Genomic DNA, 26,654 nt, shown 5'->3' on the forward strand with positions numbered 1-26,654 from the left:
TGCGGTGTTGCATTCACCACAATGACATAGAGGCCGGAACGAAGTTTAACGTTCCGGCCTCAAATGTATAAGCCCCGGACTAACGCGGGATTTATTATTAATGCATCCATTATCTGTCCCAGAGAAGCATGGATGGTTTTCAAGCGAAATTGGTTAATCGAAAAGCTTAGCCACACGCATTGCTGTCAATTCTGGGTCATGACCGCATTCTTCAAAAGCTCTCATCACAATCCGGGCCAAACGATCCTTGTCCTCATGTGTGGAAGGACACCTGTCGAGAAGCTCGCAGCATCGACTGTAGGCCTGCTGTAAAAGTTCCAGTTCGGTCGGATTAAATGTACCCTGATATTCAGCAGACCTGAAAGGCATTGTGCGCTCCTCAAACACAACCCTGGGGCTTAATTTTAACTAATTGCAAGTGGCATTCTATACCAGTCGATGTGGATTAGCATTTATATATAAAGGGGGAGACGCAATACGGCGGTGCGTCTCCCAGTCCGCGCCTAGTTCAACACAATGCGCAGCTTGGCGGATGCTTGGGCCGCCGAGAACGAATTTAGTCAATGGAGCGCTTTCCTCAATTGACGTTTTGTTACGCTCTGTTGCGCATCTGGGCGGGGGTATCTTTAAACCGTTCCTCTTTCAGTTGCGTACCCGTCAGCCCAGTTCACGCATCCATCTGCAATTGAGAAAAAGGGGGGCGGGGCATTCTCGGAATAATCGGCGTCCGTTTCCAGACCCGCCCGACAAGACGGCAATCATAAAGCGTTAGAAAAACAAAAATTGTCGAGGCTCATGAAACAGCAACCCTTTGGTTAGCTATTGAAACAGACGCTCTCACTGTGTTGAACTGCCAGCGGGAGGCGTCTCATGTTTGAAAAACAGATAATCGGAGTGACTTGCCCTAAATGCGGAAGCCAGATTGAGCAGACCATCGCTTGGCTTAAATCCAACGACAAGGTCATTTGTCCTGGGTGCGGTACTGATTTCACCATCAATAGCGAAAGGCTCTCCGCCGGATTAAAAAAGGCCGAGGAAGCGTTCTCGAAACTCAGGAAATCTCGTAAACTCTGAACTATCCCGCCCCTTTTATTGAATTGCGGATACGTGTGTTGTCCTGGCGCACGGGTCTCAGACACCGATCGGTGACAGTTTAGACCTCCCCCCGCCCACTATTCCGTCAGACAGCAGGCCAGCATCGCCGGATTGATCGTTCTCTCATGCGGTGCCACAATCCTATTCATCCGCACAGCTTCAGCGTGGCCGTCGATGATGGTTCCCAGCCGATAGAAGCCTTTGCGCCTGTCTGGCTTGATATAGCCTTCTGAGACCAGTTCCTTGAAAGCGATATCGCTTATGTGCAGCACCCGCGCACCATCGTATCGGTTGATGAGCGTGGAGCGGATAGGCTTGTTGAGCTTCGACATGTGCAATCCACAACTGTTCAATGATTGCGATCTATTATCGCGCATTGTTCACCAAGTGTGATATATTCTGCACAGTCTCCAATCCAGCAAACAGGCCGTTTCACCATGACGACAGCACGTGAACTTTGCGCGGAATTTGATATCGAGATTATTCCAGGCACCAGCTACCCGCTACCGGGCCAGACACGTGCCGTTGCCACCATCAATCGTCTGATCGAGAAGTACGGTGAAGGCCACGCCCGTATCGTCTTGTCCACCTTGGCGGAAGCAGCGGGAAAGCAGGGACTGATCGACAAGTACAGCCTATGGGCCGTAAGCGATCTTGTCCGCGCCTGCTCTGACTGGATCGAGACCGATCTATCAAGCTGGTATGAGGCATGGGATCAGATGCCTATGGGCTTCGCCATGTGGGAATGTAGCCAGCTATCGGGCATCGTGCGTCAGCGCTCAGGGCTCGCCGGTATGCTGTACCTGATGCTTTCCATGCACAAAAGCGCAAAGCGGGCCAACAAAGCGCCTAACTACAAAGCGCTTATGAAGGCCTACGATGAGGAGAAAGCCATTCACCGGGCAACGTCGAAGGAACTAGAGGGTATGGAGGCTTAGTTATCGGCCCAGTGCTATGACCGCCCTAGTTGTGTGTACTAAAAACGTTAGCATTGCGTAAAGCAGGGCAAAGAAAACCAATGGTTCGTTGCCGCTGACATCTAAAGCGTTCCGTTGCAGGAGATTGTGAACGTTTTCTGCCCACATCTGCACCCAAACGAAAAAACCTAGATTGAACATAAAGCATCCAATCGTGCAGAGTGACATCGAGTTACCGACCAGGGCGGCAACTTGGTTTGTCAAATCATCTGGGACGATAAATCGACGGCAAACGCAACACGCGAACAACCATAGTGTTAACGCCAAAAGTAAGCCGCCGAATATGCTTATGAATGTGATAGTACCTGACTGCAGCACGATAGGCCGACTGGGTCTAAACGATGTGTGATATTTTTGCTAGCGTCGCAGCTGCGAGACCAGCAAGTGCGGCCACGCCGATTTGAGCACCGGGCTGAGACAGAACAGAAAACATTTCCATAAAGCCAACAGCAAGCATTGCAACGACCAAGAAAAGTCGTGCAATCTTAAGGCTTACGATGAAATTTCGTCTGTTGCGCAGTAAGAATTCGCCAAGTGCCATTTTCAGTACCCCCGATGTCTGACTTTCAATCTCAGGCTGACGGGCTTGTCAATAGACATGATAACGCACATCCCGGTTAAATAAAGACTTAACGACGATTTTTATTGGCACCGTCGAAATCCTGCCCCTTACCGTAAGTGACGCTTTCGATGGGCATCACCGCGTCCATTATTTACAGCCCTTACTCCTGGCTGCGTTCTCGATAGCATTCACCTTGCCTTTCGAGACCGCCACTTCGCCCTCTTTGTCGCCGCCGAATGTGCTGGATGTTGGAACGCCGATGAGGAACACGCCCACCGCATCACCCGTAGCCGCATCGTTCTGTTGTCGCGAGAGGTTGGCTAACTTGGCGCGTTCTTTGTTCAGTTCCTGAGAGAGTGCCTGACAACTCATATTGGAATAAGCCGCCATCGGGATATCGACTGGCACGATTGCATCAGGACGTTTCGCACATGCGACAGAAACAGCGCTGAGAGCCAGCGCGACGGTAATGTTCAATTTCATGAAAATGCTCCCCTTTCCCCGTTCCGATTTCTGGCAAAGGAGAGAGCCGTCGTCAATATGCGGTTTTGCTTTAAGACCGCGACTTGGTGAAAAGGGTTTCGACCAGTTGCCTGCCGCCATTACTGTTTAATCTCTGCAAAAGATGGATAGTCCGAAGCGCAGCCTCCTCAAACCTCCAATCGCAGTTGTCAATAAACGAGCCGTCGAATAGCGGTAATTCGCCTCCACGATAAATCAGAACGCATTGCCGGAACTCGCAGTCGATGAATTTCTGTCCATCAATAACAATCGTTTCGCCGGTATATGCCTGGGCAACAGATTTCATTCGTGTCTTTTCCCGCGGTTAGCGCATCGTATGAAAAAGGCTGGCAGAGGCGTGACGGGCGGTCAAGGGCAAAGAAAAACTCCGACCAGCGGGGGCTAGCCGGAGTTCCACACCGATCCTGAGTTGTTGTTACCGAGGCTTGGTGTGAGGGGAAAAATATCGCGGGACATTCGTTCGGCAAGGGTATGCACAATTTTATACAAACCTTACGCGCCCAGATATGAGCAGATTTGCGCGTATCTAATCAGCCCAGATTTGGGCGTAATAAGGTTAGCTAGGCTTTCAGCCGGACACCGGGGCCGCCAACAGAATTCTCCCCCTCCTCCAAGAATATAACTCCCGAAGCCTTCAACGCGTCTGTAACGGCGTCCAGCGTATCCGTACGCACTTTCACGCGCTCTGATCCTGCTGCCTCCATATTGCGAATTGTGTTCGCACTTACTCCGGCTTTATCAGCCAAAGCGATTTGCTCCATTCCTACAAGAGTGCGGGCGGCTCTAATCTGATTTCCAGTGATAGGCATTTGTGCTCCATTTCCATCTATTTTGGTATCATACACAATTTCATGTTGACGACAATCAAAATTGGTGTTTATGGTTATGAAAACAATAACAGTGGTTACCATACACAAATGGAGAATGACAATGATGACACATAGCAGTCAGGCAGCCGCCGAAGGCTTGCCAGAAATCGAGAACCCATGGGTAAAAGCGCGCCGTCTGGCTCGTGAGCTATCCGACACGTTGGCCAGCATTGGTGACACTGATCGTCCCGAATATGCGATGGTCTTTCCAGATGCCAGCCGGGGCTATCGGTATGGCTTCGCATCGAGTGGTGTAGAGGCTCCATCGCTGAAACTGCCTGTCGATCAAGTGAATGACCTTGCAAACAGCATGTCGGATGCGTTGGACGAATGGCAGGGTGGCGAGTTCATGGCCGTAATCCTTCCTCGCAGCCGGAGCAAAGGCTGGCCGGTCATGTTCGGCAGCATCAAGTCTCAACAAGATATCATTTCGCAGCAAGCAGCAAATGCCAGCAAGTTGGAGAAGTCTCATGGGTGAGATTGTCACAATGCAACCGGGCCTTCGCGCCTTGATGATGTTTGAGAAGGTGCCGGAGGGTTGTGTAACCTTTCCATGCACGGACGCCAGCAGCATGCCACACGTGCGGCCAGGTGAGTTCGTCATTGTTGATAAGAGCGATCGAGAGCCGGCACACGGAGAGCTCTATGTGGTCAGCTTCGGGCCAAGACGGCACCAACATCATATCTGCATGCTTCGTCGGAAAACCGGCATCACGTGGCGGTGCAGTGATCGGCCTCAAGACGGATGGGAAGTCGGAGCCGTGCGAAACGACGAACTGCGGGCGATCCGGCGCGAGCTGGACAGGAAGCATTCAGAAGGCTTGCCGCGGGGTCAGTTCATTGCTGCGCTTCTCAAGGCTCAGATGGCAACTGGTGCTTGGAGCGAAGGGCCGTATGCCAGCGAAGGCGACAGCTTCGATCATCTGTGTGATTGCCTCGTTGGCCGCGTGATCGGCATTTATGCGCCAAGCTTCGAGGAGCCGAACCGGGGAGGACTGCAATGCGTTTGATTCTATCTCTGCAGCTACGTTTCTGGAACTGGATTGCTGCTTATTGCGACAGGAAGGCGGATAGCCTGTGGACAGAATACGAGGCGAGAGAGGAGGCAGATAACCGACACCGTGTCGGATTTGTCCCGGGTAACATGACGATCCATTAGTTACCCTATTCGTTACCCGAACAAGATTCTCTAACTGTCATCGTCTGAATTCTATGGGCTAAGTGATTGATTTTACTGGTGCCGCTTGCGTGACTCGAACACGCGACCCCATCATTACGAATGATGTGCTCTACCAACTGAGCTAAAGCGGCCCGGAACATTGCGTTCCAATTTCCCGAAGGAAGCCAACCATTTCCGGTTGGACGGTGCGCTGATAACCAAAAGCATGGAGGAAAGCAAGGGCCAAATCAAACAATCTCGATGTTTGTTCAAAAGCTTTCACAAGATGCACATCGTGAGCGCCCGACAAGGCCGCACCAAACCTGTTTTGCAGGGTGCAAGCGGTGATGGTCGGAAAGTATGAGAACCGCGCCAACCGTCGAAGCCGGCGCGGTGTTATGGTAATCAGAGAATCAGGCGCCCGCGCAAAGACGCTGGCGAGCGTCCTTGTATTCGCGTTCCAGCCGGTCGATCAGTTGCCCGGCAGGTGCCACTTCGCGGATGGCGCCGATACCTTGACCGCACCCCCAGATATCCTTCCAGGCCTTGGCGCCCTCCTGCTGTGCCTTGTCGAAGTCCATCTTGGATGGATCAGCCTGCGGAAGGTTGTCTGGGTCGAGGCCCGAATTGGCGATGGATGGCTTCAGGTAGTTGCCTGCGATGCCGGTGAAGTAATTGGAATAGACGATGTCGGATGAATTCGAGTCGACGATCATCTGTTTGTAGGCATCTGTTGCGCGCGCTTCTGTCGTGGCGATGAAGGGCGAGCCGATATAGGCAAGGTCGGCGCCCATGGCCTGTGCCGCAAGGATCGAACCGCCATTGGCGATAGCGCCAGAAAGGAGGAGGGGGCCGTCGAACCAGGAGCGGATTTCCTGTACGAGAGCAAAAGGCGACAGCGCGCCCGCGTGGCCGCCCGCACCCGCAGCCACGGCGATAAGGCCGTCCGCACCCTTGCGGATCGCCGAATTGGCGTGGCGATTGTTGATGACGTCATGAAGGACGATGCCGCCATAGGAATGGATCGCGGCGTTCACTTCCGGCACTGCACCGAGTGAGGAAATGACGATCGGCACCTTGTACTTTACACAAAGGCCGAGATCGTGCTCAAGGCGCTTGTTGGAACGGTGCACGATCTGGTTGACCGCGAAAGGAGCGGACGGTCGATCCGGATTGGACTTGTCGTGAGCGGCAAGCCCTTCTGTGATCTCAGCCAGCCACTCATCGAGCTGCTCTTCCGGACGGGCATTGAGTGCGGGAAAGGAACCGACAACACCTGCCTTGCACTGCGCCATCACCAGAGCCGGATGCGAAATGATGAACAGGGGAGCACCAACCACCGGGATGCGCAGTCTGCTTTTCAGAATATCAGGCAAGGCCATCTTCAATCGTCCTCCATGATTGACGTTTCCGTAAACGTAATAGTTCTAGCATCTCCTTGCCCAACGGCAATATCAAAAGAGCGCGAGCGTGTCTGTTGCCGCCGGTCTGCCTTTGACTGCATCCTGCAAACTTGGAGGAGGTTTGTGGGAAGTCAGTCGGTTTGGACACTGTCAAAACGTTGGCAATCCGCCCTTGTCGAAACGTCCATGGTGAGGGAATCGGCAGCATACTTCCGGATATGTCGCTCCACTGCGTGACGCAGTTCGGAGCTGTAAAACTATACGGATGGGGGAAAACCGCACTCGGAGTTAATATTTGGTGTCTCCAACATGCTTATCGGCTAGTCAAAGCGGGTGATGAACAGGTAAATGCCTTGATTCAGACGTTAATTTCGCTGAGGCTTATGAAATCGTCTGTATCGGGGACCGCTTGCTCCTGTTGAGGGCGTGACGAAATGGCGGGAAGAACGAACAAGGGAAGAGCAGCCTTTGGAAAGTATTGAGCGCGCGATCAGGAATGCATTTGCCAAGGCGGATGCGCATAATCCGGCGACCCGCCAGCGAATCTACGAATCCGCCTGGGGTGCGCATGAGCGCGCTCTTGCGACGAATACCGCGCTCAGCGATGGGCAAAAGGAACAGCGCCGTCAGAAACTGAAGGACGCTATTTCCCGGATCGAAGAAGAATTCAAGACAGGTGCTGACACGAGCGACCGTCGCGAACCGTCGATTGACGCTCCACACAGGGAAGACCCGGTGCTTGGCGGCAGGGCGGAAGAAGCATCGCCCACACTCGACACCGGCGATATTCGTGCGACCTCGCGGCAGAAGAAGCGCAGCGATGCCGACCTTGGCTATGAGGGCGGCGTCTCGCGCAAGGACCGCAGGAAAAAGAAACGCCATTCACCTTTCTACAGCTACGGCATACCGGCGCTCGTACTGGCTGTCGCCGCTTTCATCGGTTATTCGCTCTATAACAGCTTTATCGATTTGAGCCGTGGGCCGGCGAACAATCCGCTGCATAGCGATGGCAATATTGCGCCCTTGAAAGAAGGCGAGGAGCCGGGCGGACTAAAGTGGATAACCATCTTCCAGCCGTCCGAGGCGACACGCATGTCGGTCAAAGGACGTGCGACGGCTGAAATCAGACAGGAAGGCACACGCAGTTTTGCTCGCATCCAGTCTTCCGGTGCGGAAGATACGGTCACATTCGATGTTGGCGAAGGCATTTTGAACCAGCTGGAAGGCAAAAAGGCGACCTTCGACATCGTGGCACGCGCTGACGACGGCAAGACGCCCCAGATGTCGGTCAATTGCGATTTCGGGGGACTTGGCGATTGCGGGCGCAGGCGCTACGACGTGCGCGATTCCGTGAGCGACTTCCTTTTCGATATGGATATTCCGTCCGGCCAGAAGGCAGGTCGCGCAGGTACCATCACGGTCAATTCGGATTTGAGCGGTTCCGGCAAGCCGGTCAACATTTACGAAATTCGCGTATCGACGGCAGTTGATTAGAGCGCATCCCGAAAAGTGTGAAACGGTTTTCGGATAAGATGCGCGTAAAAACAAAAGCTTAGAGCGCCTTTCGATCTGCTTCAATCAGATCGGCGCTCTCGTCAGGTCAGCAGCTTTTCCAGCATTTCAAGCCGGTCCGCTTCGCGGGGCGGCTTGTCCCAGCGTAGTCGTGAAAACCGCGGAAAGCGCATGGCGACACCTGATTTGTGGCGCGTGGAAAGGTTGAGGCCTTCGAAAGCGACTTCTACCACAAGCCCATGATCGGGTTCGGCGCGGACAGACCGGACCGGCCCGAAGCGCTCGGTGGTATTTTCGCGCACAAACTTGTCCAGCAATTTCAGTTCTTCGTCTGTAAAGCCGAAATAGGCCTTGCCGACCGGTACCAGCACCGGCTCGTCTTCTGGTCCCGTCCAGACGGCAAAGGTGAAATCCGAATAATAGCTGGAGCGCTTGCCGTGCCCACGCTGGGCATAAACGATCACAGCGTCGACGGTGAAGGGATCGCGCTTCCACTTGAACCATGGCCCCTTGGGGCGTCCGGGCACATAGGTACTGTCGTGACGCTTCAGCATCACACCTTCGATGACGGGATGGGGCGGATTGGAGCGAAACTCCGCCAGTTCCTGAAAGTCGCCAAAGGGCAGGACGGGTGAGAGATCAAAGCGGCGCGGATCGAGCCCGCCGACGAAATTTTGCAGGCGGGCGCGGCGCTCGGAAAAAGGCAAGGTGCGCAAATCGCTGCCTGTTTGCTGGTTTCCTTCCTGCAACAGATCGTAGGCCCGCACGAAAGCCGGATAGTCGCGTAACTGCTTCGCGCTCACGGTCTTGCGGTTCAGCCTTTGCTGGAGATCGGAAAAAGTGGCTGTTTCTATGCCAGTTTCGCCGTGATGACCGACGAGCAGTTCGCCGTCGATTGCGCCTTCGAAATCCATAGCTTCCAGAATATCCGGAAATGCGCCGGAAATATCGTCACCGGTGCGCGAATAGAGGCGGCGCACGCCACCTTCCGAAACCGCCTGCACGCGAATGCCGTCCCATTTCCACTCTGCACTGTAGGCAGACGCGTCGAGCGAGGAGAGGTCAGCTTCATCAAGGGCAGTTGCCAGCATGACCGGGCGGAAGGGTGCGTCTGCGGTGGCAGCAGGCTTTTCACCACGGCCTTCCAGCCAGGCGAAAAGCGCCTCATAGGGGGATGACTGGCCGTGCCAGAGTTCCTCAATCTCCACGATGTCGACGCCACCGAAATCAGCAAGTGCCTGTTTGGCCAGGCGGGCTGAGACGCCTACGCGTAAACCACCGGTGACGAGCTTCAACAGTGCATACCGTTCGGAAATGCCGAGCAGATCAAGCCATCCGGCGACGAGCATGGGACCTTCGCGGCGGGAGGCATGCTGCAGTTCATGCACGACGATACCAAGCGGCAGATTTGCCCCCGGGGCGGTTTCGCTCGGGCCGGGCCAGATGAGCGAAATCGTTTCGGCAAGATCACCGACATAGTCGTAGGAATAGGCAAAAAGTGTCGGATCGGTCCGCTCGGCAATGAGCGCCCGCAGCATGGCCGGTTTCACACTTTGCAGTTCCAGATCGCGTGTGATGGCCGCGAGCGCCAGCCCACGGTCGGGATCTGGCGTGGTGCGGAAATAGTCGACAAGCAGCCGAAGCTTGCCGTTGCGCTGCGGTGTCAGAACCAGCCGGTCAAGAAGTTCGGCGAAAGCACGCATCAATCACCTTCATCTTCGTAGCCGACGAGATGGAGCGGCTTTGCCGGTATATTCTGCAGTTCGCACCAGCGAACGAGCGCTTCTTCGCGCCCATGGGTGACCCACACTTCGGCGGGTGCGATTTCCGTTATTGTCGCCGTCAGTTCATCCCAGTCGCAGTGGTCCGAAATGATGAGCGGCAGCTCCACGCCCTGTTGTTTGGCGCGCTGGCGGATGCGCATCCAGCCGGAGGCGAAAGCCGAAATGGGGTCGGGGAAACGCCGTGCCCAACGGTCCGAAAAAGCCGATGGCGGGCCGACGATGATCTTGCCTGCAAAATCTGGCTGTGCTTCGTCACGTTCCAGAGTGGCTGGTTCAAGGGGGCCGAGATCGATCCCTTGCGACTGGTAATAACCGCAGATCTTTTCCAGCGCACCATGAATGTAGATCGGTTCTGAATAGCCTGCATTGCGTATGAGTTTGATGACCCGCTGTGCCTTGCCCAGTGAATAGGCACCGACAAGGTGCGCGCGTTCAGGAAATTGCCGGATTGATTTGAGCAGCGTCGCGATTTCGTGTGACGCATCCGGGTGACGAAATACCGGCAGTGCAAAAGTTGCTTCGGTGATGAAGACATCACAGGCGACAGGTTCAAAAGGCGCGCAGGTCGGATCGGTCATGCGCTTGTAATCACCGGAAGCGACAATGCGGGTTCCCGCCTTCTCCACTGCGATCTGGGCCGAACCGAGCACGTGGCCTGCGCCATGAAAACTCACCCGGACACCGTTGATCGTAAGGGTTTCACCGAGGCTTATCGGTTGGGTCGTTTCCGCGAAGTTTGCGCCGTAGCGCAGCGCCATGATGTCGAGCGTTTCGGGCGTTGCCAGCACATGGGTGTGGCCGGAGCGGGCATGGTCGGAATGCCCGTGGGTGATGAGCGCGCGTTCCACCGGGCGCACGGGGTCGATGTAGAAATCGCCGGGCGGGCAATAAAGGCCTTTGGGAGAGGAACAGAGAAGCTGGTTGAAACGCATGGTTTCAAGATAGGTCATGAAGTTTGCGCCGAAAAGGGAAGGAGCCCTTTGCTACTGACAAAATGAGAACAAAAGTGAACAAATGCCTTGGCGACCCGCTTTGCTGCGATTAGATTGACGGCGTGACATTGAACCTGAAGCCCGCCGCCGCGTCTGCCGCTTTCCCCTTGCCGGACCGTTTTCTCGAATGGTTTGCGGCCAAAGGCTGGTCGCCGCGCGCGCATCAGCTTGAGCTTCTGGCCCGTGCCGAACAAGGGCAATCCACGCTCCTGATTGCGCCCACAGGGGCTGGCAAGACGCTGGCCGGGTTTTTGCCAGCGCTGGTGGATTTGGAAAAGCGGCAGAGCAAAGCAATTCCAGGAAAAGTGGGAACCGGTTTTCCGTCCGGAATTGCGTCAAAATCCAAAAGAGGTGTTCACACGCTTTATATCTCGCCGTTGAAGGCTCTGGCCGTCGATATTCATCGCAATCTGACGGTGCCAGTCGAGGAAATGGGTCTCGACATCTCAATCGAGACCCGGACCGGCGATACGCCTGCGCACAAACGCCAGCGGCAGAAGCTGGCGCCACCGGATATTCTACTGACGACGCCAGAGCAGCTTGCACTGTTGATCGCTTCCAAAGGCGCGGAACAATTCTTCAAGGGTTTGCGCTACGTGGTGCTGGACGAATTGCACTCGCTGGTGATTTCCAAACGCGGGCATTTGCTGGCGCTGGGGCTGGCGCGGCTGCGCCGTCTGCAACCGCAATTGCAGACGATCGGCCTTTCCGCCACGGTGGCGGAGCCCGATGAACTGCGCCGCTGGCTGGTGGAACAGGAAGGCACCGGGCCCATGGCCGGTCTTGTGACGGTGAATGGCGGTGCCAAGCCGGAAATCACGATTCTCGATTCCGATGAGCGGGTGCCATGGTCTGGCCACTCCTCACGCTATGCGATTCCCGATATTTATGAGGCGATCCGCCAGCATCGCACGACGCTTCTGTTCGTCAATACGCGCAGTCAGGCGGAAATGCTGTTTCAGGAGCTCTGGCGGGTCAATGAGGACACGCTGCCGATAGCGCTGCATCATGGCTCGCTCGATGCCAGCCAGCGTCGCAAGGTAGAGCAAGCCATGGCTGCCAACACTTTACGGGCTGTGGTCGCGACCTCGACACTTGATCTCGGGATCGACTGGGGCGATGTCGATCTGGTCATTCACGTCGGCGCACCGAAGGGGGCCAGCCGCCTTGCGCAGCGCATCGGTCGCGCCAATCACCGCATGGACGAGCCAAGCCGGGCCATTCTCGTGCCCGCCAATCGCTTCGAGGTGATGGAGTGCCGTGCCGCACTCGACGCCAATTATCTGGGCGCGCAGGATACGCCGCCCCTGATCGACGGGGCGCTGGATGTGCTGGCGCAACATGTGCTCGGTATGGCCTGTGCCGAGCCTTTCAACGCCGATCAGCTTTATCGTGAGGTGCAGAGTGCGGCGCCTTATTCGAACCTTCCGCGAGATACATTCGACCGCATTCTTGATTTCGTGGCGACCGGTGGCTACGCGCTCAAGACCTATGAGCGGTTTGCGAAAATCCGCAAGACCGTAGACGGCACGTGGCGGGTATCCAATCCACGCATCGCGCAGCAATATCGGCTCAACATCGGCACGATTGTCGAAGCGCCAGAGCTGAATGTGCGACTTACTCGTGGTGGAAAGGGCGGAAATGCGCGCGGTGGGCGTGTTCTGGGGCGGATCGAAGAATATTTCCTTGAGACACTGACGGCTGGCGACACATTCCTGTTTGCTGGAAAGGTGCTGCGGTTTGAAGGCATCCGCGAGAACGAATGCATCGCTTCCAATGCTGCCGGGCAGGATGCCAAAATTCCTGTCTATGCAGGCGGCAAGTTTCCACTTTCCACCTATCTCGCCGCGCAGGTGCGCGCGATGCTTGCCGACCGCACGCGCTGGCAGTTTTTGCCGGAACAGGTGCGGGAGTGGCTTGAAGTGCAGCAGTGGAAATCCGTGCTGCCAGCAACAGACGAGCTGTTGATCGAAACCTTTCCGCGCGGCAATCGCTTCTACATGGTCGCCTATCCGTTTGAAGGCAGGCTGGCGCACCAGACGCTCGGCATGTTGCTGACACGCCGTCTGGAACGCATGGGCGCACATCCGCTCGGCTTTGTCGCTACCGATTATTCGCTGGGGCTTTGGGGCCTCAAGGATATGGGCGCGCTGATCAGCACCGGAAAGCTCAATCTCACCCGGCTGTTCGACGAGGATATGCTGGGGGATGATCTTGAAGCCTGGCTCGATGAAAGCTACCTTTTGAAACGCACTTTCCGCAATTGCGCCGTGATTTCAGGGCTTATCGAGCGCCGTCATCCGGGACAGGAGAAAACAGGCCGTCAGGTTACGGTTTCCACCGATCTGATCTATGACGTGCTGCGGACCCATGAGCCGGACCACATATTGCTGCAGGCGACGCGCGCGGACGCGGCGACCGGGCTGCTGGATATCAAGCGCCTTGGCGACATGCTGGCGCGCGTGAAAGGTCATCTGCTGCACAAGCCCCTCGACAGGATTTCTCCGCTGGCACTGCCTGTGATGCTCGAAATCGGGCGTGAGCGTGTGGCAGGTGAGGGCGATGAAATGCTGCTTGAAGAGGCCGCGGACGACCTGATCCGAGAGGCTATGCAATGAAGACTGCAGTGTGGGGAAATGGTGAAGCTTACAGTCTGGCCCATACGCAAGTGCGTGGTGTCGCGACTGTGTGCGATCCATCCGGCGCGCTGTTCCTGCCCGACCTGCATATGCTCATCGTTTCCGACCTGCATCTGGAAAAAGGCTCATCTTTTGCCCGACGCGGCCAGCTCATCCCACCCTATGACACCGCAGCGACGCTTGACATGCTGGCGCTGGCAATCGCGCGCTATCAGCCGCGAACTGTCATCAGCCTCGGTGACAGTTTTCACGATGCGACGGCCAGCGAGCGCCTGCCGTCGCTTTATGCCATCCGTCTGAAATCGCTGATGGAGCATCGCGACTGGTTCTGGATTACCGGCAATCACGATCCGGATCGCCCGGTTGACCTGCCGGGCGATTGTGTGGAGGAACTGGCAGTCGGGCCGCTTGTTTTCAGGCATGAACCATCGCGCAAGGCCGGGCAGGGCGAGATTGCAGGCCATCTTCACCCGGCGGCCCGCATCGTGCGGCGTGGACGGTCGGTGCGTCGCCCTTGTTTTGTAAGCGACGGGGAAAGGCTCATCATGCCAGCTTTTGGAGCCTATACGGGTGCGCTGAATATTCTGGATCGCGCCTTTCGAGGGCTGTTCGCCGACGAGACGCTGCGTGCCTATATGCTGGGGCAGGGCAAGGTCTACCCGATAGCGCGCGGTGCGCTTTACAGTGGTTAATCCCTGCGGAACAGAATGCGCCCGAACCAGCCGGTGAAAACGGCAAGGAAAACGGCAAACAGGCCGTAGAGAAAGCTGTTCTGGTGGGCGGCGTTGTAGATGCTCTGTTCAAAACCTGCCTTGACGATTTCCAGACTGGCATTGGCTTCACGCAGAAAAACGCCGTTGCGGAACAGAAGCGCACGGGCCTTGTGGCGCCCGACCGGCACGTTGGCGGGCAGGTTCAACGTGGCGCGAAACAGGGTGCGGGAAATGAACTCTACGCCCCCGATGCGCTGCGTATAGAGGCCTTGGCGAATTTTCATCTCGCGCAGTTCGTTGCCGAATGTCGGGATATTGCCTGACAGGCTGCCCGCATCTTCCGGGACGAGATAGAAGTTGCGCACGCCAACCGAAAGCTGCCGATAGATTTTCTCTTCGGTAATGTCCTGCAGATTGCGGGTGGAGGCCAGCGAATAGGAGAGTGGCACGCCCATAAAGGTTTCTGAATCCGCATTGACCCAGACACCGAGATAACGGTCCTTCTTGCGCACTACGAGGTCGCGCGAAGGGCCTTGCAGTACGACGATGATGTCGTAACGGCCCTGCCGCTGGATCATCGGGTCAGCATTGTCGAGCGCACCGAATATGGTGAGATCGGTGCCGCCAAAATTCGATGTGATGGCGATGGTTTCGGTTGAGAGCCCGATTTCGATGGTTTCATCGGCGGGGTTCTGCAATTGCGGAACCGTGTTGCCGTTACCGCTGGAATCGACCTGCGCCGTGGCAGTTCCCGCCAACAGGAGCATGAACAATGCGGAGAACAGCGTGAGGCTCCGCATGTCAGATATCCGCAATCGAGATGGAAAACAGATTGTCGGGTCGTACAAACAGGCCAAAGGCGAGGCGCAGGCCAACGGCAAGCACCAGAAGCGCCAGCAGAAGGCGCAATTGTTCGCCGCGCAGCCTTTGTCCTGCGCGTGCGCCATATTGCGCACCGATAACGCCGCCAACCATCAGCAGGAAGGCGAGCACGATGTCGATGGACTGGTTGGTCGTTGCCTGCAGAACGGTCGTGACCGCAGTGACAAAGGTGATCTGAAACAATGAGGTTCCGACAACCACATTGGTCGGAACATGCAGCAGATAGATGAGGGCCGGCACCATGATGAAGCCGCCGCCGACACCCATCACGGAGGAGAGAAGGCCGATGAAAAACCCGATGCCGAGAACCGGAATGATGCTGACATAGATGGTGGATGCCCGGAACCGCATCTTGAATGGCAGACGATGTATCCACGTGTGCTGGCCGGAGCGCCGCACGGCACCAGCCTGCCCCTTTTTTACGCGGCGGAGCGCTCGCAGGCTTTCCACCAGCATCAAGCCGCCGACAGTGCCGAGAAAGAAGACGTAGAGTATGGAAACGATCAGGTCCAACTGGCCGAGATCGCGCAGCCATGAGAATACGAAGATACCAACGAGCGAACCCAATATACCGCCTGCCACAAGAAACAGGCCGAGCTTGATATCAAGCGTTCGACGTTTGAAATGCGCCAGCGCGCCGGAAACGGACGAGGCTATGACCTGATTGGCACCGGTGGCGACTGCGATTGCGGGTGGAATGTTATAAAAGATCAAAAGCGGCGTGATCAGAAAACCGCCGCCGACGCCGAACAATCCGGAGAGAAAACCCACAGCGGCCCCCATGCCGAGAAGAACCAGCATGTTGACCGATAATTCCGCAATGGGAAGGTAAATACCCAATTCCGAACCCGGCTTTCACCAACGCATGACACACAGCTGCTTGCGGTCGCGCTTCTCCGCAAGATGTTTCACCCTACTAGAACATCTCCGGCAAAATTATGAAACTGTTCTGCGTGCGGAAATGCATGAAAACAAGTAGTTAGGCTTAACTACACACGTGAGTTTCAGCCCAGCCACTCCCCATAATGTCTTGCTCTGTCGCCGCCGCGAAGTCAAACGCCGATTGCCGATAAACTTATCTCGTGGAACTCTATTTGAGGAAAAATGCGGGGTGTTGTTTAAGAACAACAAAAAGAGCTCTGAAGAGTGCTGAAAACCACTATTTCCGGTATAATCCCATAAAATATATGGGAAATACATCGGCGTATGCTGGTCGCGATGCACTGTGGCTCAGTCGGTAGCGTTCTGGCGATTACTGATGATGATATTGATATCTTCTTTCGGCGTGATGACGGAGTAGCCAGACGATGGATAAAATTGCGCACGGATCGAAATGTTGTCGGACATTTTACTGTCGGTCAGGCTGCCGTTTTTGATGACATAAAGATAGGGATTGGTCAGGCTCACGCTGAAGTTCCCGGCAAAGCGGCTGCTGGACTTGAAACCGAAGCAGTTCATGCTTTCGGCATAGTAATTGCCATTCATTACATTCCATTCTTCTGTGGGGCTGGACCGTGTCAGGCAGGTCTTTTTGCCGTCTGGAGTGGTGAAATTCGCATTGAACGACACGGCTAAGAAGATATTCTTCAGCTCGAAACTGCCAGATAGGACTTTGAAAATGGATTTGTAGGGATGAATATCCTCCGCCGGGATAAGATGTTTGTCGCCGGACGAAATCTCGAAATCGATCGCATCCCCCTGGAAATTTTTGATATCCTTGTCGAGCGCGAGGGGAATTTTCGCGATGATACCGTTTTCCATGTCGTTGTTTACGTGCAAGAGCATCGTCTATCCCCTCGTTGATAGGAGGTAGATAATAAGCCTCGACGAGTCGATTCAACCTGTCACTTTTTTCAGACGCCTGTGATTGAAACGAGAAAGGGCAGCATGTGCTGCCCTTCGAAATCCAAGTTGCTTCAATGCGTTATTTATTCTTCTCAAGAAGAAGCTGAACCAGTTTCTGGTCAACGTCGCCGGTAGGCGTCTGCCCATTTGCCTTCTGGAAGGCAGCAATCGCGGCGCGAGTCTTGCCGCCCATCAGACCATCGGCTGAACCAACGTCATAGCCGTTTTTCTGAAGAATAAGCTGGATGTTGCGAACCGCCTTCTTCATATCCACCGAGCCGGTAGTAAGCGGTTTGCTCTCGGCCCATGCATCCGGTACGTCAATGGAATTGGTTGCCTGGTCGAGCGGTTTGGCCTTCCAGAGCTTGACCGTGTCTTGGGCGCGTTCGAGCTGTTCCGGCTTCATTGCCTTGGCAATCTGGTCGCGCTTGTCGGCGGCATCCTTGTCACCGGCATTGGCGGCGAGCGAGAACCACTTGTAGCTTTCTTCCAGATTGACCGGCATGCCCAGTCCCTTGGCCGCAAGGATGCCGAGATTGAACTGGCTATCCTTCACGCCGAGTTCGGCAGCATCGGTGAACCAGCGTACGGCGGAGGCATTGTCCGGGTTGCCATTGGCGCCGGTTGCGAAAAGGACGGCGAGATTGTGCATCGCGCTGGCGTTGCCCTGCTGAGCCGAGAGCTGGTACCAGGTCTTGGCCTTTTCCAGATCGCGGGGCATGCCAAGGCCCTTCTCGTTGAAGTTGCCGAGACGGTATTGCGCGGGAGCAAAGCCCTGACCGGCAGAGATTTCGTACCATTTCGCCGCCTTGGCAAAGTCGGCGGCAACGCCACGACCTTCCATATAACGATTGCCAACTTCGAAGAGCGCGCGGGCGTCGCCCTTGGCCGCGGCTTCACGAAGCGCTGCCGGACCGGCCTCTTCGGGTACAGGCGGAATGGCCGCCTGAGGCTGTGCGGCAGGTTCGGTCGATGCTGCCGTTTCAACGGGCTTCACCGGATTGGCGACTGTTGCGGCAGGCTGTTCAACCTGTGTCGGGATTTCCACCGCAGCCTGCTGCTGCTCATCTGCTGGTGCCGGGGTTTCTTCCTGCGCAGCTTTCTCCGAGCGTGGCTCCGTAACCGGAGGCACAGTTGCGGGGGCGGACTGCTCGAGCGCGGGTGTCGTGTCCGATGCGATCTTCGCGGCGATTTCGTCGGCTGGTGCAGGCGTGTTGTCGGTGGCAGTGGTGTCGATCTGCGGCGGTACTGTATCGATTGCCGTGTCCACCGGCTCGTCACGGTTCAGGAAGGCAGAGCCGATCTGCAGACCGGCCATGGCAATCATCACGGCACCGATTGCCATCAGGATCGGCTTGCGCTGACGCTGGATCATGTCGCCGACTGACGACTTCTTTTTACCGGTGCGCTTGGTCGCGCCTTTCTGAAGCTGTTCGGATTCGGCGGCGGCAAGCTGCGCGGCACGCCGAGCTGCTGTGATGAAGTCCACCTTGCCATTGGCGGCAAGGGCTGCATCGGCAGCATCTTCGCGCTGGCGACGCTCTTCGCGCACCCGCTTCATAATCGAATTGAGATCCGGCATGCCTTCGCCTTGAGGGCGAGGGGATGGGATCGTTTCCAGCTCCGGTTCTTCGCGGGTGATCGGCTCGATGGCGGCAAGATCACTTTCGAAGGCTGGCGCATCAATTGTCGTGTCGAAAGCGCTGGCTTCGAGCGTTTCGTCGTTCTTTCCAGCGGACGTATCGGCCCGACGACCGCGTATTGCCTTGGCAAAACCACCGAAAATCGATGACTTTCCAGCCGTGTCACTCGCCTGCATATTGACAGGACCGGCTTCGCTCTGAACGGTCGCGAATGCCGCTTCCGCAGCAGCCGCAGCCGGTGAACGCGGTGCCGATGGGCGCGGTGATCCAGCGTTGGGGCTGGTGAAAACCGGATTTTCGGTGTCCGGTGTATCTGATTTACCCGCGACGTCTTGCTCAAGCCTGGCCAGACGGTCGACGATCTTGACGAGTGTGTCATGCACGGTCTCGAATGTCTTGCCGTTGCGCTCGTCGGAATTACGCGCCAGGGCTTCGAGCGATTTCATGTCGTCGGCGAGTTGCCGGGCGATCATGCTGTCGCCATGCGAACCGTGCTGCAGAACCCGCGCGACCGCACTTTCGGCGGCTTCACGCGCAGCATCCAGCACTGTTTCGCGATTGGAGGCGATGGAGCGTTCGATGGAATCGAGACGCGGCTTCAGCTCTGCGATTTCGGCGACGGGCTGGGCCAGATGATGGGCGATATTTGCAATCTGATCTTCAAGGCTGCGGATCGCCTTCATGTCCAGGCCCGGACCTTCATAGGTCGGCGCCTGAAGAAGACCCAGTGAAATCTGCTGCGAGAGATCGTCCAGACGGCCTTCCAGCGTGTGGATCGCGCTGTTGTCGACATGCTGCGTGGCGTATTGCGTGTCGAGACGCTCAGTCAGTTCTGCAAAGCGGCGGTCGATCGTGTCCAGAACGGCAGGATGTGGCTCTTCGGCTCTGCGTTCGGCGGCTTCGAGTTTTTCGCCGATGGCTTCAAGGCGTGCCTCAACAGCCTGATAGTCGGACTGGCTCAGATTCTCCATGACTTTGCCAACCTGATTGGCAAGCAGGTTGATCTGGTGTGCGAGTTGGTCGATGACGCCGTCCGGCAGCGCCGAGCCGCCTGAAAGGCCATCAATGCGCGAGGAAAGTTCGCCAAGCTTGCGATAAAGCGTGTCGGAATTCTGCTGCGTTGCCGAAGTGGCGAGTTGTTCTGCGAGCTCCGCCAGACGGTTTTCGATGCGCTCCAGACGGCGCGCACCGTCCTGATCCGGGCGCTGGGCGCGGCTTGTGGCAATGATGGCGCGGCTGATCTCGTCCAGCCGCTCATCGATCTGCTGCAGGCGGTTCTGCTCCAGCGACGACACATGTTGCGGGCTGAGCGACTCCTCGATAGAATTTGCGAGCTGGCCGATGCGATCTTCGATTGCGCTCAAGCGGTTGGACTGGGGCAGGGTGCCTATGGCGTCGCGTACCTGTTCAAGCCGCGAGCCGATTGCATCCAGCGCCGGGTCGACGGCGTTGTGACGCTGCTCGAACGCTTCAAAACGGGCGTCGAAGCGATCCCAGCGATTGTTCAGGCGGTGCAGAGTTTCTTCGCGGGCAAGGCTTTGGACCGTGCGGCTGAGCTCTTCGAGCTGGCGGCGGAGGGCCTGCGCATTGGCTTCGCTGCTGCGGTCCGCGAGAAGGCGTACACTGTCGTTGATGCGGTCGAAGTCTTTACTCATCCGCTGTGAAAAGCCTTCTTCACTCGCTGCGCGTTGAAGACGGGTCATCTCGCGGCTGGCCCGGCTGACTTCGGTGCTTGATGCATAATTTTGTTGCGGCTCTTCATGGCTTCCGCGCATGCCGCGCAGGTTTTCGGCAATCTCGGCAAGACCGGCGACTGTTTCGTCCGGATGGCGAACCGGCTGACGTTCCGAGCGCAGAATATTGCGCATGTCGGGGGCATCGCCCTGTTCGAGATCCATCAGGCGCTTTTCAAGGCTCGCCAAAGTGCGGTTGAGTTCTTCCATGGCTGGCGAAGGCGCTCGGCGCTCGCGGCGGGCGTTCAATTCGTCAATGATGGATCGTGAACCTGACGCCAGATCTGGGTTTGCCATGAGAAATTCACTTTTTCCAATGATAGAGATCGCCGGGAGCAAATTTTACCGACGCAACAGGCAAGAATTTGCTCTGCTTACATTTGTACAAACGTGGTAAACAACTCGTTAATATATGCGGCTAAGTGAGTGCTTTAGTGGGCGCAGAAAGGCATCCCATGGTTGAGCGGGCTAAATTCGGTTGCTGAAGGCAGTCTGGCATGAAAGGCGGACTTATCGGGTATGGAAGATGCGTGAATTGCGGCGGCAAATGTAAATCGAAGCTGCAGCACTGACAGCAATGTCAATGTGGGCTGTCATCAACAGTGGTTCCATCGCGCGAATGTGCGGTGACCGGGCGTTTCCGGGGGCGGAAACAGGGTAGAACATGATTAAACAGACAAACGCGCCGGGGCAGGTAGCAGATATAGCGATTGCAGATCTTTTGACCGGTGCAAGCGGGAATGCTCGAAAGGAAAATCAGTCAGGCGGTCAGCTATACCGGATCGGCGATCTGGCCGAAGAGTTCGACCTGACGTTGCGGGCCTTGCGCTTCTATGAAGACAAGGGATTGCTCAATCCGCGCCGTGCGGGTGTGACGCGGCTTTACGATTACAACGACCATACACGCTTGCGTCTCATCCTGTTTGGACGGCGCATTGGCTTCACGTTGAGCGAGATGGGGCAGTTGATCGACGTTTGGGAAAAAGGGACGACCGAAGCTGCGGAGATCGAGAAATTGCGCAAGCGCTTCAAGCAAAAACTCATCGAGCTCGAGAAGAAAAAGGATGAGGTCGACAGGTCTGTCGAAGAGCTTAGGGCTATTCTGGCACGTATGGCTAGAGCCTCGGTGTGATTTCCTGCAATTGAACCTCTATTAGAGCACGTTTCACTTCGGTCGGATTGTACTCAAAAAAAATGGCTGCCCTTGTCTGCTCCGATCGGACAGATAAGGGCAGCCTCGATAGTTCATTATCCCTTAAAGTGAGTAACGAAAGCTACCTGTTCGTTCGTAATGAAAAATGTAATTGAAAATCAACGGCACCGAAACGCAACAGCAGCCTGAGCGCCGATACAAGCGGAAGCGGAACCGCCGCTTCTTCCCTTCGGCTTTTTACAGACCGCTTTTGCGTTTTCTCTCGCTTCTTGACAGGCTTTGTCGTGATCGACAGCTATTGCCGAAGACGACGTCGCTAGCGGGGCAGCGAGGGGGAGCACCGAAATAGTATGCTTCATATTTAAAAAATATCCTCGTTATCGAAACAAGGTCATCTTACTTGGTTTTAGATCGATCTTAAATAGCAACTTGCTGGGTAAACTTCTTTAATCAGATTTTGCTAATATACTGTTGACTGAATAATATACCCTGTTTCAAGTATAATAATTTTATCTATGAATGGGCTTGATGGATTCTCTGTTTGAATTCGATACGCTGGAATTTTAAGTCCAGGGGGTGAATTGGCAGATTTGGAGTTTGTTTGTAATTTAAAGAATTCCGATCGTAATTATTGGGGCTTTCTTTTTTCATGGGATGTATTTTCCCACTGTTGAATATAACGCTTTCAAATTGCCGCAGTTGTCGCGGCTGCAGGAAGGCATGCATATTCAAGCCGGAATGTTTCAGCCTGTCGCATGAAGTGTGCTTGTGGAAGGGAACCATAGAGCTTCAGTCCGGTTATCACAGCCTTGCGACTTAACGCGAAAGTGAGGCTGAAAATGAAAAGAGCTCTTGTTCTGACCGTAGCGGCGGTTATCGCCAGCTCCGGTTTTGCGCTGGCGCAGGATCGAGTGCTTATTGAAGTGCCTCAGGCAGCGCGCGATTATGTCATCGCTAATCCATCAGATCCTGTCGTCATAGAAGGGGAGATCAGTGATGGATATATCCTTCCCGACGCGGTGGCGGTTCATCCGATCCCCGACAATCCGGACTTTGGCTATATCTATGTCAATGGTGAACCGGTGATCGTTTCCATGCGGAACCGTCAGGTCGTCTATTACGTCGAAGAGCCGAATGCGGGGCCGCTCGTACCAAAGGAAATCGTGACCTATATCGAAACCAACCCGGTTGACCCGGTCACGATCGAAGGAGATCTGGCGGAAGGCACGATTATTCCGGAAGATGTGCCGCTCGTAGCTGTCCCTGACCAGCCGACATATTCCTATGTCTATGTGGAGGATCGCCCGGCTTTGATTGATACGCAGACCCGCCGTGTGGTTTGGGTCAAGTAAGTCCCAGGCGGCAAACAGATTGAAGAAAGGCGGCAATTCTGCCGCCTTTCTTCTAGGTTACATATGGTGCATGGATGCCGGACCGACGAAATCGGCGTGATCATCGCCGTTCAGATTACTCTGCCAGTCAACGACGACCCGTTCGCCAGACCGTACATTCGGATGATAAGGCGGATAGAGTTCGAAGCTCCGACCGTTGGTCAAGGTGACGACCTGGCTCGCCGGATTGTAGGACCTCAGCGTTCCTATGGTGAAATCTTCCGCATGGGCGGCAAATGAGAACAGCGAAATACCTGCCGCGAAGGCAGCCATAAGGTGGTACCGCATTTCAATCTTCTCCCGAATAGCGCAAATCGGGCTGCGCTCCTCCGTGGGATCGTCAACTCGCATATTCATTCAGCTATGCCGGGCCGATCCCCACATATTGAGGTAGCGATGAATTCGTCAGGTTCCATAGTGGACCTGATCAATACGGTTCACGCCTGATCACAGCTCCGCGACTGGAACTCCGGAACCGAACTATCGCCAAAGCGGTATAATAAAAGGATAGAATGGAGAAAATTTTGAGACCAGCGCAAAAAGATTTTTTTGTTAAATCTGGAAGCGACCTCAAACTATGAAAGAATTTTATAGGATTCGAGAATTGAAATTAAAAAATAAAATCGTCTAGAACCCTTGTAGATCGTGATGTAAGGGTATACCTATTAAATATCGATTTTGTCATCGAACGACGCGGCGTATATAACGCTCGGATTTTTCTTTCAATATCGTAAAAATCGCGGCGAGCAGTGGCTTGTTATTAATCAACCATACGAATTGAAAGGAATTCATTATGGCAGAAGGTACAGTAAAATTTTTTAACGGCGGCAAAGGCTTTGGATTTATTCAGCCTGACGACGGTTCGCCGGATGTGTTTGTTCACATCTCTGCTGTTGAGCGTGCAGGTTTGCATACGCTCAATGAAGGTCAGAAGGTAAGCTTTGAGCTGGTAGCGGATCGTCGCTCCGGCAAGAAGGCTGCCGATAATCTTCAGGCGCTTTAACTCGAGCGCAAAGATATCGTCTCCGATCTTTGACCACGGATGTACTGGCACTGGTTGTTGAGATGATTGAAAGGTCGGGTTTCTCCCGGCCTTTTTTATTTTGGATTGCATTGTGAAAAGTGTGAAACGGCTCTTTTCCAGGGAGTAGGTGGAATGCTCGAACAAAAATCGGCGGACCTGACCAAGGATATGCTGTTCAAGAAGCCGATTTCGCGCATGGAGGCCAAGAGCGCCATAACCGACAAGGCGGCAAAGGCCATCCTTCAGCATGAAAAAGCCGCAGTAGATGCCAAGACCGAACGATTGAGAGCTGCGCGCCTTGCGCGTGATAGGCGCGACCCGTAGTCGGCTCGCGCATTCGCACATAACGAATGAATGAAGAGCGGTCGCAGCGGTGTGATGAAACGATAGCGTTTTATCAGTTTGTCCGCTGGGCCAAGAAAGGAGCTAAGTTGCAAGTACTGGTAAGAGACAATAATGTTGATCAGGCGCTGCGTGTGCTCAAAAAGAAAATGCAGCGCGAAGGAATTCTCCGTGAATTGAAAGAGCGCAGGGCTTACGAAAAGCCTTCGGAAAAGCGTGCCCGCGAGAAGGGTGAAGCTATTCGCCGTGCGCGCAAGGATGCAAGAAAGAGGGCGCAGCGCGAAGGTTTGCTGCCGAAGCCGAAAAAGAAGGTTGCTCCCACGCGGTCGAGAACCCCGGTCGCTCCTGCAGCGACAACCTCTTCTGCGGCCTAATATCTTTCCCGAAACTCTCGGGTCTAGAAACTATTCAAGACGGACCGTCGGATCGAAAGCGCTCCGGCGGTTTTTTGCTGGCAGCGGATAATACCAAACCTCAATGAGCTCGTTTCATCGAGGTTTGATTAAGCTCGTGCGGCAATTGAGCATTTTCAGGGCATGATGCGTCAGCATCTTGGCGCCTTGGTTAGTGTGGCGAGGCCTGTTTCGCATTGCTGTGTTACGCTTCCGATCCGCTAGGCAGATGTAAATGCTGCCTTGGTTTGTCTTATTCGCTTTCATTAACGTTGATTTTGTTGGCCTTTTTGGAATGCTATCAGAAAGGTATGGTCGTTTCGCTTCGTTTGATTTGTCCGTTTTAAAGGGGAAACGCAAAAAAAGCCCGCTGAGCGGGCTTTGGGTGGTTTTGAGTGCTGATGCTTATTACGACTGGATCATGGCGGTCTGAACCTTGCTGATATCGATCCGAGAATAATAACTGGCAACACGATTGCTCTTATCAAACAGCGGCTTCACATTCAGGTCCGCAAGGCGTTTTTTCATTCCGGCTCGATTCGCCCCGATTTCATCGCAAAAATCGACAAGAGAGATGAACCGTGTCTTGAAATCCATAATGGAATTTTCGCTGATCAAGCGGGCTCTTTTTGCCGAGCGTTCGTACTTCGTTTCGGTGATGTATCCCTGTTTGATTAGCTCAATCAGTGTTGGATCAGATGTTCCGAGTAATCCAAGAGCGTCCTGGAACGTGATGAATTTTTCGTCGCTATCCACTTGCCGCTGAAGAGCGATCAGACGCACTTCATCTTTATTGATACGCAGCCGCTCGACCAGCCCTTCATTGCCCGCAATAACCCGCGAGGCGATAGTCGCGTCGAGTAGCAATTTCAAGATATCATTCAGCGGAAAGGAATATCCTTGCGCGAAATCCTGCGGCGAGATCCATGCCTCGTCGCTCTCCTCGATCCGCTCGGCATGGGAAACCAATCTGGCCTGCAGATCATTCAGGTCCAGCCGTTGGATACGAATATAATCCCGGCGCTCTTCTTGTCCTTCAACCTGTGGAAGAAGTCCGGACTTTACAAGCAGACGAAGCTTTTCTTCACTGATACCGAGAATCTGGGCGGCCTCCTTGCTGGTGATGGTTTCGAGTGCGCTCTCGAAAATTGGGCGAGCTCTCTCGGCATCAAAATAGATCGCCGAGTCATGCAGGTTGATGCGGTTGGTTAGCCCATGCGAAGCAAGCAGGGTCTTGATGCGCTTTTTATGAATGCCGAAGTCTGTGTGAGCAGAGTTCACGCAATAGACATAGCGGCGCTCGATAGGATTGATAAAGGTCATGCCCGGACCAAACGGCATGTTCTTCTCCGCAGTCTCCTGGAACATAGACACAAGAGGCTGGTATGCTGGCTTCAGTTTATTGCGGCGGAGCCAGTCGACAAGCGGACCGAAGAACTGCTCGACGAAACGAACCGTCGGCCTTTTCTGCTCGATGGTTTCAATAATAATGCGCTCCAGTTCAGCCTGCCCTTCGCAGATAAGCTTAAATCCCCATTCACGCTGGTCCGTCGCCTCGTCCTGAAAGTGGGTGAGCTTATGAATCGCAATGAACTTTCCCATATAACCAGAAAGCTCAGCAACGATATGTGCATCCAATGTGTCGACCAGATCGTCGGATTCGGCACGCTTGAAAATGCGGTCACGCAGAACCCGATCCATCATGGGTGCCGAGCTTTGCTGATCAGTGCGCACCTGATTGCGGATTGTCTGGATATTTTGCTCGACGAACGTAGCAAAGTCGTCGCGCTGGTCAAAAGAGGTTACAAGGTGCTCGACCAACTTACGCCCATGCTCTGGACATCCTTCGATACCGCGACAGCTCCACCACGAGCGTGCATAGGGCTTGGCGATGGAGCGACCAGTTTGCTGATCAATGTCGTAAAGAATGCAATGAGGACAGTAGCGGAGCATCTTTCCCGGACGCATCTCTTTATTGAAAATAGCGCGGCCAAGCTTCCAGTTGGAACCTGGATGCTGATG

At 54.9% G+C, this 26,654-nt stretch carries 27 protein-coding genes and 1 tRNA gene; 13 read left to right on the forward strand and 15 right to left on the reverse strand.

The window, feature by feature from the left end; genetic code table 11:
- The first annotated feature begins 870 nt into the window (after positions 1-870).
- Positions 871-1,074, forward strand: a complete 204-nt coding sequence (locus HWX93_RS20905) for a YnfU family zinc-binding protein (RefSeq protein WP_176038595.1) — start codon at positions 871-873, stop codon at positions 1,072-1,074.
- A gap of 98 nt (positions 1,075-1,172) precedes the next feature.
- On the opposite strand, the gene HWX93_RS20910 is transcribed toward HWX93_RS20905, so the two are convergent.
- Positions 1,173-1,427: a hypothetical protein gene (locus HWX93_RS20910; RefSeq protein ID WP_176038596.1), complete on the reverse strand. Its 255-nt coding sequence runs from the start codon at positions 1,425-1,427 to the stop codon at positions 1,173-1,175.
- A 105-nt stretch (positions 1,428-1,532) separates the two neighbouring features.
- On the opposite strand from HWX93_RS20910, the gene HWX93_RS20915 reads away from it, so the two are divergent.
- A complete protein-coding gene (locus HWX93_RS20915; protein WP_176038597.1) occupies positions 1,533-2,033 on the forward strand; it encodes a hypothetical protein in 501 nt (166 codons plus the stop codon).
- Positions 2,034-2,406: 373 nt separating this feature from the next.
- Here HWX93_RS20915 and HWX93_RS20920 read toward each other — a convergent pair whose 3' ends face one another.
- From HWX93_RS20920 to HWX93_RS20935, 4 genes are all read right to left on the reverse strand, one after another.
- The gene (locus HWX93_RS20920; RefSeq protein ID WP_176038598.1) at positions 2,407-2,613 is read right to left on the reverse strand and encodes a hypothetical protein; all 207 of its coding nucleotides are present in this window, start codon (positions 2,611-2,613) and stop codon (positions 2,407-2,409) included.
- Positions 2,614-2,781: 168 nt separating this feature from the next.
- Positions 2,782-3,117: a hypothetical protein gene (locus HWX93_RS20925; protein ID WP_176038599.1), complete on the reverse strand. Its 336-nt coding sequence runs from the start codon at positions 3,115-3,117 to the stop codon at positions 2,782-2,784.
- 70 nt (positions 3,118-3,187) lie between these two features.
- Complete coding sequence (locus HWX93_RS20930) at positions 3,188-3,442, reverse strand: hypothetical protein (RefSeq protein ID WP_176038600.1); 255 nt, start codon at positions 3,440-3,442, stop codon at positions 3,188-3,190.
- A gap of 274 nt (positions 3,443-3,716) precedes the next feature.
- Positions 3,717-4,067: a helix-turn-helix domain-containing protein gene (locus HWX93_RS20935; RefSeq protein WP_328700194.1), complete on the reverse strand. Its 351-nt coding sequence runs from the start codon at positions 4,065-4,067 to the stop codon at positions 3,717-3,719.
- 19 nt (positions 4,068-4,086) lie between these two features.
- Here HWX93_RS20935 and HWX93_RS20940 point away from each other — a divergent pair, with 19 nt between their 5' ends.
- Positions 4,087-4,503 carry a hypothetical protein gene (locus tag HWX93_RS20940; RefSeq protein WP_176038601.1) on the forward strand — a complete coding sequence of 139 codons (417 nt, stop codon included), beginning with the start codon at positions 4,087-4,089 and terminating at the stop codon, positions 4,501-4,503.
- Positions 4,496-5,035 carry a S24/S26 family peptidase gene (locus HWX93_RS20945; RefSeq protein WP_176038602.1) on the forward strand — a complete coding sequence of 180 codons (540 nt, stop codon included), beginning with the start codon at positions 4,496-4,498 and terminating at the stop codon, positions 5,033-5,035. The genes HWX93_RS20940 and HWX93_RS20945 overlap by 8 nt, the downstream gene beginning before the upstream one ends.
- A 225-nt stretch (positions 5,036-5,260) precedes the next feature.
- On the opposite strand, the gene HWX93_RS20950 is transcribed toward HWX93_RS20945, so the two are convergent.
- Both HWX93_RS20950 and HWX93_RS20955 read right to left on the reverse strand, forming a co-directional pair.
- Positions 5,261-5,336 (reverse strand) — tRNA-Thr (locus tag HWX93_RS20950).
- 261 nt (positions 5,337-5,597) lie between these two features.
- Positions 5,598-6,566, reverse strand: coding sequence for an NAD(P)H-dependent flavin oxidoreductase (locus HWX93_RS20955; protein ID WP_176038603.1), 969 nt, complete (start codon positions 6,564-6,566; stop codon positions 5,598-5,600).
- Positions 6,567-7,055: 489 nt separating this feature from the next.
- Between HWX93_RS20955 and HWX93_RS20960 the strand changes: the two genes are divergently transcribed.
- Positions 7,056-8,081, forward strand: coding sequence for a hypothetical protein (locus HWX93_RS20960; protein ID WP_176038604.1), 1,026 nt, complete (start codon positions 7,056-7,058; stop codon positions 8,079-8,081).
- A gap of 101 nt (positions 8,082-8,182) precedes the next feature.
- Here HWX93_RS20960 and HWX93_RS20965 read toward each other — a convergent pair whose 3' ends face one another.
- Both HWX93_RS20965 and HWX93_RS20970 read right to left on the reverse strand, forming a co-directional pair.
- Positions 8,183-9,802, reverse strand: a complete 1,620-nt coding sequence (locus HWX93_RS20965) for a cisplatin damage response ATP-dependent DNA ligase (RefSeq protein WP_176038605.1) — start codon at positions 9,800-9,802, stop codon at positions 8,183-8,185.
- Positions 9,802-10,815, reverse strand: coding sequence for a ligase-associated DNA damage response exonuclease (locus HWX93_RS20970; protein ID WP_176038616.1), 1,014 nt, complete (start codon positions 10,813-10,815; stop codon positions 9,802-9,804). Before HWX93_RS20970 ends, HWX93_RS20965 begins: the two co-directional genes overlap by 1 nt.
- 122 nt (positions 10,816-10,937) lie before the next feature.
- On the opposite strand from HWX93_RS20970, the gene HWX93_RS20975 reads away from it, so the two are divergent.
- Both HWX93_RS20975 and pdeM read left to right on the forward strand, forming a co-directional pair.
- Positions 10,938-13,493 (forward strand): ligase-associated DNA damage response DEXH box helicase, encoded by a 2,556-nt coding sequence (locus HWX93_RS20975; protein WP_176038606.1) that lies wholly within the window; start codon positions 10,938-10,940, stop codon positions 13,491-13,493.
- Positions 13,490-14,206, forward strand: coding sequence for a ligase-associated DNA damage response endonuclease PdeM (pdeM, locus tag HWX93_RS20980; RefSeq protein ID WP_176038607.1), 717 nt, complete (start codon positions 13,490-13,492; stop codon positions 14,204-14,206). Before HWX93_RS20975 ends, pdeM begins: the two co-directional genes overlap by 4 nt.
- On the opposite strand, the gene HWX93_RS20985 is transcribed toward pdeM, so the two are convergent.
- The 4 genes from HWX93_RS20985 to HWX93_RS21000 all read right to left on the reverse strand — a co-directional run bounded on the left by HWX93_RS20985 (position 14,203) and on the right by HWX93_RS21000 (position 20,627).
- Complete coding sequence (locus tag HWX93_RS20985) at positions 14,203-15,027, reverse strand: TIGR02186 family protein (protein ID WP_176038608.1); 825 nt, start codon at positions 15,025-15,027, stop codon at positions 14,203-14,205. The genes pdeM and HWX93_RS20985 overlap by 4 nt on opposite strands.
- 1 nt (position 15,028) lies before the next feature.
- Positions 15,029-15,910, reverse strand: coding sequence for a sulfite exporter TauE/SafE family protein (locus tag HWX93_RS20990; RefSeq protein WP_235969167.1), 882 nt, complete (start codon positions 15,908-15,910; stop codon positions 15,029-15,031).
- Positions 15,911-16,339: 429 nt separating this feature from the next.
- Entirely contained in the window at positions 16,340-16,894 is a 555-nt protein-coding gene (locus tag HWX93_RS20995) for a hypothetical protein (protein ID WP_176038610.1), read from the reverse strand.
- Between the two features lie 139 nt (positions 16,895-17,033).
- On the reverse strand, positions 17,034-20,627 hold the full coding sequence (locus tag HWX93_RS21000; protein ID WP_176038611.1) for an SEL1-like repeat protein: 3,594 nt from the start codon (positions 20,625-20,627) through the stop codon (positions 17,034-17,036).
- A gap of 367 nt (positions 20,628-20,994) precedes the next feature.
- On the opposite strand from HWX93_RS21000, the gene HWX93_RS21005 reads away from it, so the two are divergent.
- A complete protein-coding gene (locus HWX93_RS21005; RefSeq protein WP_109989373.1) occupies positions 20,995-21,462 on the forward strand; it encodes a MerR family transcriptional regulator in 468 nt (155 codons plus the stop codon).
- An 860-nt stretch (positions 21,463-22,322) separates the two neighbouring features.
- Positions 22,323-22,835 carry a DUF1236 domain-containing protein gene (locus tag HWX93_RS21010; protein ID WP_176038612.1) on the forward strand — a complete coding sequence of 171 codons (513 nt, stop codon included), beginning with the start codon at positions 22,323-22,325 and terminating at the stop codon, positions 22,833-22,835.
- A 57-nt stretch (positions 22,836-22,892) separates the two neighbouring features.
- Here the strand turns inward: HWX93_RS21010 and HWX93_RS21015 are convergent, their stop codons facing one another.
- Positions 22,893-23,162 carry a hypothetical protein gene (locus tag HWX93_RS21015; RefSeq protein ID WP_146206499.1) on the reverse strand — a complete coding sequence of 90 codons (270 nt, stop codon included), beginning with the start codon at positions 23,160-23,162 and terminating at the stop codon, positions 22,893-22,895.
- 505 nt (positions 23,163-23,667) lie between these two features.
- Here HWX93_RS21015 and HWX93_RS21020 point away from each other — a divergent pair.
- From HWX93_RS21020 to HWX93_RS21035, 4 genes are all read left to right on the forward strand, one after another.
- A complete protein-coding gene (locus tag HWX93_RS21020; protein WP_109989376.1) occupies positions 23,668-23,877 on the forward strand; it encodes a cold-shock protein in 210 nt (69 codons plus the stop codon).
- A 153-nt stretch (positions 23,878-24,030) separates the two neighbouring features.
- Positions 24,031-24,222, forward strand: a complete 192-nt coding sequence (locus HWX93_RS21025; RefSeq protein WP_176038613.1) for a hypothetical protein — start codon at positions 24,031-24,033, stop codon at positions 24,220-24,222.
- A 107-nt stretch (positions 24,223-24,329) separates the two neighbouring features.
- Positions 24,330-24,614, forward strand: coding sequence for a 30S ribosomal protein S21 (gene rpsU, locus HWX93_RS21030; RefSeq protein ID WP_109989386.1), 285 nt, complete (start codon positions 24,330-24,332; stop codon positions 24,612-24,614).
- A 253-nt stretch (positions 24,615-24,867) separates the two neighbouring features.
- Complete coding sequence (locus HWX93_RS21035; RefSeq protein WP_176038614.1) at positions 24,868-25,065, forward strand: hypothetical protein; 198 nt, start codon at positions 24,868-24,870, stop codon at positions 25,063-25,065.
- Here HWX93_RS21035 and HWX93_RS21040 read toward each other — a convergent pair.
- Positions 25,041-26,654, reverse strand: a 1,614-nt coding sequence (locus HWX93_RS21040; protein WP_176038615.1) for a helix-turn-helix domain-containing protein, incomplete at its 5' end; no start/stop codon positions are given. The genes HWX93_RS21035 and HWX93_RS21040 overlap by 25 nt on opposite strands.

Source organism: Brucella tritici (assembly GCF_902825325.1).
In the GTDB taxonomy this organism is placed as follows: domain Bacteria; phylum Pseudomonadota; class Alphaproteobacteria; order Rhizobiales; family Rhizobiaceae; genus Brucella.

What these genes read in the sequence shown, in the direction of transcription:
- HWX93_RS20905 (WP_176038595.1), top strand. Translation starts at nt 871, where the DNA reads ATGTTTGAAAAACAGATAATCGGAGTGACTTGCCCTAAATGCGGAAGC.
- HWX93_RS20910 (WP_176038596.1), bottom strand. Translation starts at nt 1,427, where the DNA reads ATGTCGAAGCTCAACAAGCCTATCCGCTCCACGCTCATCAACCGATAC.
- HWX93_RS20915 (WP_176038597.1), top strand. Translation starts at nt 1,533, where the DNA reads ATGACGACAGCACGTGAACTTTGCGCGGAATTTGATATCGAGATTATT.
- HWX93_RS20920 (WP_176038598.1), bottom strand. Translation starts at nt 2,613, where the DNA reads ATGGCACTTGGCGAATTCTTACTGCGCAACAGACGAAATTTCATCGTA.
- HWX93_RS20925 (WP_176038599.1), bottom strand. Translation starts at nt 3,117, where the DNA reads ATGAAATTGAACATTACCGTCGCGCTGGCTCTCAGCGCTGTTTCTGTC.
- HWX93_RS20930 (WP_176038600.1), bottom strand. Translation starts at nt 3,442, where the DNA reads ATGAAATCTGTTGCCCAGGCATATACCGGCGAAACGATTGTTATTGAT.
- HWX93_RS20935 (WP_328700194.1), bottom strand. Translation starts at nt 4,067, where the DNA reads ATGGTAACCACTGTTATTGTTTTCATAACCATAAACACCAATTTTGAT.
- HWX93_RS20940 (WP_176038601.1), top strand. Translation starts at nt 4,087, where the DNA reads ATGATGACACATAGCAGTCAGGCAGCCGCCGAAGGCTTGCCAGAAATC.
- HWX93_RS20945 (WP_176038602.1), top strand. Translation starts at nt 4,496, where the DNA reads ATGGGTGAGATTGTCACAATGCAACCGGGCCTTCGCGCCTTGATGATG.
- HWX93_RS20955 (WP_176038603.1), bottom strand. Translation starts at nt 6,566, where the DNA reads ATGGCCTTGCCTGATATTCTGAAAAGCAGACTGCGCATCCCGGTGGTT.
- HWX93_RS20965 (WP_176038605.1), bottom strand. Translation starts at nt 9,802, where the DNA reads ATGCGTGCTTTCGCCGAACTTCTTGACCGGCTGGTTCTGACACCGCAG.
- HWX93_RS20970 (WP_176038616.1), bottom strand. Translation starts at nt 10,815, where the DNA reads ATGCGTTTCAACCAGCTTCTCTGTTCCTCTCCCAAAGGCCTTTATTGC.
- pdeM (WP_176038607.1), top strand. Translation starts at nt 13,490, where the DNA reads ATGAAGACTGCAGTGTGGGGAAATGGTGAAGCTTACAGTCTGGCCCAT.
- HWX93_RS20985 (WP_176038608.1), bottom strand. Translation starts at nt 15,027, where the DNA reads ATGCGGAGCCTCACGCTGTTCTCCGCATTGTTCATGCTCCTGTTGGCG.
- HWX93_RS20990 (WP_235969167.1), bottom strand. Translation starts at nt 15,910, where the DNA reads ATGCTGGTTCTTCTCGGCATGGGGGCCGCTGTGGGTTTTCTCTCCGGA.
- HWX93_RS20995 (WP_176038610.1), bottom strand. Translation starts at nt 16,894, where the DNA reads ATGCTCTTGCACGTAAACAACGACATGGAAAACGGTATCATCGCGAAA.
- HWX93_RS21000 (WP_176038611.1), bottom strand. Translation starts at nt 20,627, where the DNA reads ATGGCAAACCCAGATCTGGCGTCAGGTTCACGATCCATCATTGACGAA.
- HWX93_RS21005 (WP_109989373.1), top strand. Translation starts at nt 20,995, where the DNA reads ATGATTAAACAGACAAACGCGCCGGGGCAGGTAGCAGATATAGCGATT.
- HWX93_RS21010 (WP_176038612.1), top strand. Translation starts at nt 22,323, where the DNA reads ATGAAAAGAGCTCTTGTTCTGACCGTAGCGGCGGTTATCGCCAGCTCC.
- HWX93_RS21015 (WP_146206499.1), bottom strand. Translation starts at nt 23,162, where the DNA reads ATGCGGTACCACCTTATGGCTGCCTTCGCGGCAGGTATTTCGCTGTTC.
- HWX93_RS21020 (WP_109989376.1), top strand. Translation starts at nt 23,668, where the DNA reads ATGGCAGAAGGTACAGTAAAATTTTTTAACGGCGGCAAAGGCTTTGGA.
- HWX93_RS21025 (WP_176038613.1), top strand. Translation starts at nt 24,031, where the DNA reads ATGCTCGAACAAAAATCGGCGGACCTGACCAAGGATATGCTGTTCAAG.
- HWX93_RS21035 (WP_176038614.1), top strand. Translation starts at nt 24,868, where the DNA reads ATGCTGCCTTGGTTTGTCTTATTCGCTTTCATTAACGTTGATTTTGTT.